The 7,150-nt window shown below is 43.4% G+C and carries 6 protein-coding genes; all 6 read left to right on the top strand.

Going from position 1 to position 7,150, the window contains the following annotated elements:
- Positions 1-49 precede the first annotated feature (49 nt).
- The 6 genes from murB (at position 50) to WDZ40_03895 (ending at position 6,746) form a co-directional block, all read left to right on the top strand.
- Positions 50-976, top strand: a complete 927-nt coding sequence (murB, locus tag WDZ40_03920) for a UDP-N-acetylmuramate dehydrogenase (protein MEX0877973.1) — start codon at positions 50-52, stop codon at positions 974-976.
- 201 nt (positions 977-1,177) lie between these two features.
- Positions 1,178-1,597 (top strand): ribosome-associated translation inhibitor RaiA, encoded by a 420-nt coding sequence (raiA, locus tag WDZ40_03915; GenBank protein ID MEX0877972.1) that lies wholly within the window; start codon positions 1,178-1,180, stop codon positions 1,595-1,597.
- A 274-nt stretch (positions 1,598-1,871) separates the two neighbouring features.
- Entirely contained in the window at positions 1,872-2,840 is a 969-nt protein-coding gene (locus WDZ40_03910; protein ID MEX0877971.1) for a hypothetical protein, read from the top strand.
- Between the two features lie 83 nt (positions 2,841-2,923).
- Positions 2,924-3,658 (top strand): PHP domain-containing protein, encoded by a 735-nt coding sequence (locus WDZ40_03905; GenBank protein MEX0877970.1) that lies wholly within the window; start codon positions 2,924-2,926, stop codon positions 3,656-3,658.
- Positions 3,659-3,738: 80 nt separating this feature from the next.
- On the top strand, positions 3,739-6,528 hold the full coding sequence (gene secA / locus WDZ40_03900; protein ID MEX0877969.1) for a preprotein translocase subunit SecA: 2,790 nt from the start codon (positions 3,739-3,741) through the stop codon (positions 6,526-6,528).
- Positions 6,529-6,533: 5 nt separating this feature from the next.
- Positions 6,534-6,746: a DUF1653 domain-containing protein gene (locus WDZ40_03895; protein ID MEX0877968.1), complete on the top strand. Its 213-nt coding sequence runs from the start codon at positions 6,534-6,536 to the stop codon at positions 6,744-6,746.
- Positions 6,747-7,150 lie beyond the last annotated feature (404 nt).

Raw genomic sequence — 7,150 nt, 5'->3', positions numbered from 1 at the left:
ACGATACCGCAAGCGAATCAAAGATTCGGGCGGTATCGGGACAAAAACTATGATTATTAAAGAAAACGTAAACCTTGCTTCTCACACAACCTATAAAATAGGCGGACCCGCGCGTTATTTTGCTGAATGTAGGAGCGAGGACAATGTTTTGGAAGCGCTCGCTTTTGCTAAAGAGAAAAATATACCCTACTTTATTTTGGGAGGGGGCAGTAACGTGCTTGTTTCGGATAAGGGGTATGGCGGCGTTATAGTCGCGATAAGAAATGATAATTACGAGTTAAAAAATAATATTCTTAGCGCTGAGGCGGGAGTAATGATGCGCGCTCTTGTGGAAGAGACAGCGAGTGAAGGCATGGAGGGGCTGGAGTGGGCGGGAGGTTTACCCGGGCAGCTTGGCGGAGCAATCCGTGGGAATGCCGGAGCGTTTGGCGGTGAAATAAAAGATGTAATAAAGAGTGTTAAGGCGGTTACTCCCGCCGGTGAAATAAAAGAATTTAAAAACAGCGAGTGTAATTTTGAATACAGAACAAGCATATTTAAAGAAGAGCCCGGACATATTATACTTTCGGCTGAGATGGAACTAAAAGAGGGAGACCGCGCTAAACTTTTGGAACGTGTTGCCGAGCTTGTAGAGTGGAGGCGTTCAAAACATCCTATGGAGTACGGCAATTCGGGAAGCATATTTAAACGGAAGGATTTAAAAGAAGTAGAAGAGCATATTATAAAAAAGTATCCCCATATTGAACACGCAATACGGGACGGACAAGTAGCTACAGCGTTTTTTATAGATGAGGCAGGATTGAAATTAAAGCGTGTGGGAGGAGCGGAAGTGAGCGAAAAGCATCCCAATTTTATTATTAACAAGAGCGGGACAGCGAGAGCGGAAGATGTTACAATATTAGCAGGACTGGTAAAATCATCTGTCCTTCACCAATTCGGTATAGTAATAGAAGAAGAAATACAATATTTAGGCTAACACCTTGTTTGGGTGTTATGGTAGGTGGTTGCGCTCAGCCCGCCGAAGACTCCGTAAGAGAATTTCAAATTTTAAATTTAAAAATTTTTTGTAAGTGTTAGCGAATCCCGACGCTATCAAAATCTTTGATTTTGTTATAGCGTCGAGGATCCACGATACCGCAAGCGAATCAAAGATTCGGGCGGTATCGGGATAAAAATTATGAGAATAAATATAAAATCTACAAACATAGAGTTAACAGAGGCAATTAAGAGTTATGTTGAAAAAAGAATGGGAGAGCTGGATAAGTTTTTACAGAATATCGGAGACGCTCCGACAGACGAAGGGCAGCACGACCCTATTGAAATAGATGTGGAAGTAGGAAAAGACAGCAACCACCACAACAAGGGAGACGATCTTTACAGGGCGGAAATAAACCTGGCAGTGCCGGGAAGCAAACACGTTATACGTTCTGTAAGCGAACAATGGGACTTGTATGTAGCGGTAGATGAAGCAAAAGATGACATGCAAAGGCAAATTAAGAAGTTTAAAGGTAAAAAGAACGCCCAGTCTGAAAAGGGCAAGAGAGCTTTAAAGCGCATGCTGCGTTTTAGCAGGCTTGTAAAGAGAGACGACGAATAGGACATATAGGACTTATAGGACGGATAGGACAGATTGGACAGATAGGACTTATAGGACCAATGGGACATATATGTCTTGGACTTGTAGGACTTATAGGACATATATGACCCCATTAGATAGCTGCGCATCTAACGGGGCAGGCAGATAAATGGGAAAACCGGTTTTCCCATTTATTTAAAAAAGAGAAACCCCCTGGGGTTTCTCTTTTTTATCTTGTTCAGGGCCTGTATATGTAGTACTGTGATATTTAGTAACTTAAAAGGAGGCGGACCTTATGTCTGATATGGAAAATATCAGCAAGACGCCGCGGACGGTAATTATGTGTCCGCCGGCTTTTTATGAAATCCCCGCTATTGAAAACAGCAGCATGGACCCCGACGACCAGCCAGAACCCGCGAGAGCGTGGAAGCAGTGGGTGGCGATTAGAAACCTCTACACCAAGCTGGGTTTGACCGTTTATGATATGGAGCCGGAGCCCAGGTTCTGGGACATGATATTTACCGCGAACGGCGCATGGGGCGCGAGTCGCGCAAGACTGGGGGATGCCGAATATGTTTTGAGTAATTACCGCCAGCCCATAAGGCGTGGAGAGAAGGAGTTTTTCAAAAAAATACTGAAATCTCTGGGTAAAAATGTGTTTGAACTGCCCGACAATGTATTTTTTGAGGGACAGGGAGACGCTATAGCCCTTAACGGATACTTGCTTTTGGGGCACGGCTCCCGCTCTTCTCCTGAGGTGGGAGAGTATCTGCGAAGAATGCTTTTACCGACAAGACCTGTTGTGTATTTAAAACTTGCCATGAGAGACAAGTTTTACCATTTGGATACATGCCTTATGTCTTTGCGCGGAACAGAAAAAGAGGGGGTTATATATTATCCGGCAGCTTTTAATGATGAGGGTAATGAGAAGATACAGAATCTTTATAAGGTGGAAAAGCTAAAAGTACACAGCTCTCTTGCAGATGAGTTTGTCTGTAACAGTGCTTTTGTGGACGATACATTCCTTTTGAATGTCTCGTTTGGTAATTACAGTGAAGAGTCTTTTGAACTAAGCGCTCTTGGACGTCCCATAGAGGACAAGAATACCGATGTGAGATTTAAGGAGCTAGTGAGATACCAGCCGGAATATTTCTCTGTTATCTATTTTGTGGAAAAACTTGGTTATAAAGTTATTCCTGTATATACCTCCGAATTTAAAAAGAGTGGCGCGGGTGTTCGCTGCCTCACGCTTTTTGTTGATTGAACCATATCCGCTCCGATGTACATCGGAGCGGATTTTTTGCTTAAAACCTTATATAGGTATAATATAATAAGAGCTTAACTGGTATGAGATTAAAAACAAATTTACATTTTCACACAGCTGAAGACCCGCATGACCTTGTGGGATATACACTAAAGGAAGGGATAGACCACGCCTCTTCTCTGGGGTTTGAGGTTTTGGCTGTAACCTGCCATAATTATTTTGCCTGGACAAAAGAGCACGCGGAATATGCCGAGGAAAAGGGCATTTTGCTTATTCCCGGAATAGAGCTTACAATAGCTGAAGAAAAAAAGCTTAAGCGAAACGGGTACAGGAAAGGGTATCACACCTTAGTTATAAACGCGGATAAAGACGCCGAGGATATTTTTACATTTGACGACCTTAAAGAGTACAGAAAAAAAAGAGGAGGCGAGATAGCTGTTATCGCGGCACACCCGTATTTTTACGGGAACTTCAGCCTTAAGGGTTATCTTGAAAAATATGTTAATTTATATGACGCGGTAGAACACTCATGGTATTATTCGCGCGTATTTAACCGCAACAAAAAGGCAATGCGTTTCGCGTTAAAAAATGAACTTCCTTTTGTGGCGACCTCCGATACGCATTATTTGTATAACAACCACATGGATAGAAACTATGCCTATCTGGACACCGATGAAAAGACTATAGAGGCGACAGTAAACGCGATAAAGAACGGGGATATTGAAAATGTAACTAAACCCAGCAATACCATTCGCGATATGATACTTTTGCAGATATGGTTTGAGATAAGCAAATTAGTAAAGAAAAGAAAGAGGTAATAGAAATTAGGAGTTAGGAATTAGAAAAACCTAATCCCTAATAACTAATACCTAATACCTAATACCTAAAACCTAAACACATGTCAATTTTTAAAAAAATAGTGGGCGACCCGAACGAAAAAACAGTTAAAAAACTGGAGCCGATAGTAGGGCGCGTAAACGAGCTGGAAAAGGAAACAGAAGCTCTTTCTGTTGAGGCGCTTGCCACAAAGACGGAGGAGTTTAAAGAGAGGTTGCAAAAAGAGGAGACTCTGGACGATATTTTGCCGGAGGCTTTTGCGGTTGCGCGGGAAATGGCTAAACGCACGCTTGGACAGCGTCATTACGATGTGCAGATTTTGGGAGGTATTGTTTTGCACCAGGGAAAAATAGCAGAGATGAAAACGGGTGAAGGAAAAACACTTTCTTCCACTTCCGCGATATATCTTAACGCTTTAAGTGGCGAAGGGGTCCATGTGATAACTGTAAACGATTATCTTGCAAAGCGTGACGCTGTCTGGATGGGACAGGTGTACGCGGGGCTTGGGCTGACTGTTGGAGTTATTACAAACCAGGGTGCGCATGTTTATGATGAGAAATATGCTTCGCAAAATACGAAAGAAGACCCCGAGGAATTAGACGAAGAGCGTGACACTTTGGGTGCGTTTAAGGTGGAAGATGAGTACCTTCGTCCCGCTGAAAGAAGAGATGCATATGCCGCCGATATTACTTATGGCACAAACAATGAGTTTGGTTTTGATTATCTGCGCGACAACCTCGCGCAAAAACTTGAAGAAAAAGTACAGACCCGAAAAATGCCCGATGGCTCATGGCGTGGTCATAATTTTGCAATTATAGATGAGATAGACAGTATTTTAATAGATGAGGCGCGAACCCCTCTTATAATTTCAACTCCTGATACTGAAAGCACGGAACTTTATAAAACTTTCGCGCAGGTTGTTCCAAGCCTTAAAGAAGAAAAGGATTATACTGTGGACCACAAGTTAAAGACGGTGAGTATAACTGAGGATGGAATAGAGAAAATTGAAAAATCTTTAGGTGTTGAGAACCTTTACGACCCCGCGGCGGGAGGAGGTATAAGATATGTTCATAATCTTGAGCAGTCGCTTAAAGCGCATGTTATTTTTGCAAAAGATAAGGATTACGTCGTGCGTGAGGGTGAGGTTATTATAGTAGATGAATTTACGGGACGCATGATGCCCGGTAGGAGGTACTCGGAAGGTTTGCACCAGGCGATAGAGGCAAAAGAGGGGGTGTCTGTACAGCAGGAGTCTCGCACTTTAGCATCTATAACGTTCCAGAATTATTTCCGCATGTACGACAAACTTAGCGGTATGACAGGAACCGCTATTACAAGCGCGGAAGAGTTTGACCGCGTTTATGAGCTACAGATAGTAGTTGTTCCTACAAATAAAACACTTGTGCGAAAGGAGATGCCCGACCTTGTTTTTAAATCTGAAGAGGGTAAGTATAAGGCATTGTTACGCGACATAAAGGAAAGGAACGAAAAAGGGCAACCCATATTAATAGGTACTACATCCATAGAAAAGAACGAATACTTGGGGCGTCTTTTGCAAAAAGAGGGCATAAAACATGAAGTTTTAAACGCTAAAAATCATGAGAGAGAGGGTTCTATTGTGGCACAGGCGGGACGCGAGGGGGCTGTAACAGTTGCTACCAACATGGCGGGCCGTGGAGTGGATATTATATTAGGAGGAAACCCTCCCGATGTTGAGGCGGCAAACCGCGTTAAAGATGCGGGTGGCTTGCATGTTTTGGGAACTGAGCGCCACGAAGCACGCAGGATAGATGACCAGTTAAGGGGAAGGGCGGGGCGTCAGGGAGACCCGGGTTCTTCGCAGTTTTACCTTTCTTTGGAAGACGAACTTATGCGTGTCTTTGGAGGAGACAGGATACAAAATATAATGGAACGTTTTCAGGTACCTGAAGACCAGCCGATAGAAAATAAGATAGTTTCAAACGCGATAGAGAGCGCGCAGGGAAAGATAGAGGGTATGAACTTTGATACAAGAAAACGACTGCTTGATTATGACGAGGTTTTAAACAAGCACCGAGAAACTATATATAAAAAACGTGATCAGGTTTTGGCGGCAGAAGGAGATGAGACAAAAAAAGTGGTTGAGGGATATATTGAAGACCATTTGAAGCGGATGTTTGATTATCATATCGGAGCCGAGTATAAAGAGCAGTGGAACATAAAAGAAATCTCCGCGGACATTGAAGGCATTTTACCTGTGGAAGGCGACCTTGCCAAAAAACTTACAGAAGTAGCCGATTCTGTTAAAAACCCGGCAGAAGCGCGCGCAAAAGTAGAGGAATTTGTGCGTGGCGCGATATCAAACGCCATGCGCGCGCGGGAAGAGCAGGTTGGCGCTGAAACTATGCGCAGAGCGGAAAAATGGCTTGTTTTACGCAGTATAGATGTGCTTTGGATGGACCATTTGGATGCTATGAATTATATGCGGCAGGATGTGCGGCTTCGCGCATACGCGCAGCGCGACCCTCTTGTTGAATATAAAAACGAAGGGATAAACCTGTACCACACTTTACTGGAATCTATAGGAACACAGATAGTTACCTCTTTATTTAAAATAAATATTCAACACGACCATAGTCACGACCATACAGCACAAAGGGTGGCACAGAATATAGTTTCTAATAAACAGACAACAGATAACAGTAAGCAATCGTCAGAAGGCTCAAAACCTAAAAATGCTGAAAACATTGGGCGTAATGACCCCTGTCCTTGTGGTAGCGGACTCAAATATAAAAAGTGCGGGCTTATTGACGCGCCTGAACATAACAAGCATGAGGGTAGTGCGGGGGGAAGTGCTCGCATAGGCGGATAGTGTTTATGGAAAAAATAAAATTAGGAAAATACAGGCATTACAAAGGCGGGGAGTACGAAGTTGTTGGCACAGCGCGGCATTCTGAGACGCTTGAGGAATTAGTGGTTTACCGCGCGCTTTATGACGAGGGCGGTTTGTGGGCGCGCCCGCTTGAAATGTTTACAGAAGAGGTTGAGCTGGATGGCAAAAAAATAAAAAGGTTTGAATTTATAGATTGAAATAATTAAAAAACCACAGGCTAAACCCGTGGTTTTTGAGGTACAATTTGTTATTTTTGGTAAAAACAGGTGCACATTAATGTGTTTCTGAGTGTGAGTGTTCCGCGCATTCAGGTGTTCCACACACAAAGCTCAATGCGCTGCTGGTGCAATTGCGCGTTGCGGGTTTGCTGCATTTCCAGCATTTTTGTTCGTTGTGCAGGTCACATGGTTTACTATTTCTGCAGTGACCCACATAGGCCTCAAGGAAACCGCACAGACCCTTTTTAGCAAAAGCCCGGTCTATCTCATCCTCAAAATTAGGGATTTTTTCGGGATGCTTTTTTGTACAATCTGAGCAATAAAATGCAAGTGGAGGAGGGGAGATACCCACATGACTTCCATCATTGTAGATATCGCCACTT

This window comes from Candidatus Spechtbacterales bacterium (genome assembly GCA_040879145.1).
Classification (GTDB): domain Bacteria; phylum Patescibacteriota; class Minisyncoccia; order Spechtbacterales; family 2-12-FULL-38-22; genus JAWVZY01.
This window is presented reverse-complemented; position numbering and strand designations above follow the sequence as displayed.

Coding starts and splice junctions, on each gene's coding strand:
- murB (MEX0877973.1), top strand. CDS start 50: ATGATTATTAAAGAAAACGTAAACCTTGCTTCTCACACAACCTATAAA.
- raiA (MEX0877972.1), top strand. CDS start 1,178: ATGAGAATAAATATAAAATCTACAAACATAGAGTTAACAGAGGCAATT.
- WDZ40_03910 (MEX0877971.1), top strand. CDS start 1,872: ATGTCTGATATGGAAAATATCAGCAAGACGCCGCGGACGGTAATTATG.
- WDZ40_03905 (MEX0877970.1), top strand. CDS start 2,924: ATGAGATTAAAAACAAATTTACATTTTCACACAGCTGAAGACCCGCAT.
- secA (MEX0877969.1), top strand. CDS start 3,739: ATGTCAATTTTTAAAAAAATAGTGGGCGACCCGAACGAAAAAACAGTT.
- WDZ40_03895 (MEX0877968.1), top strand. CDS start 6,534: ATGGAAAAAATAAAATTAGGAAAATACAGGCATTACAAAGGCGGGGAG.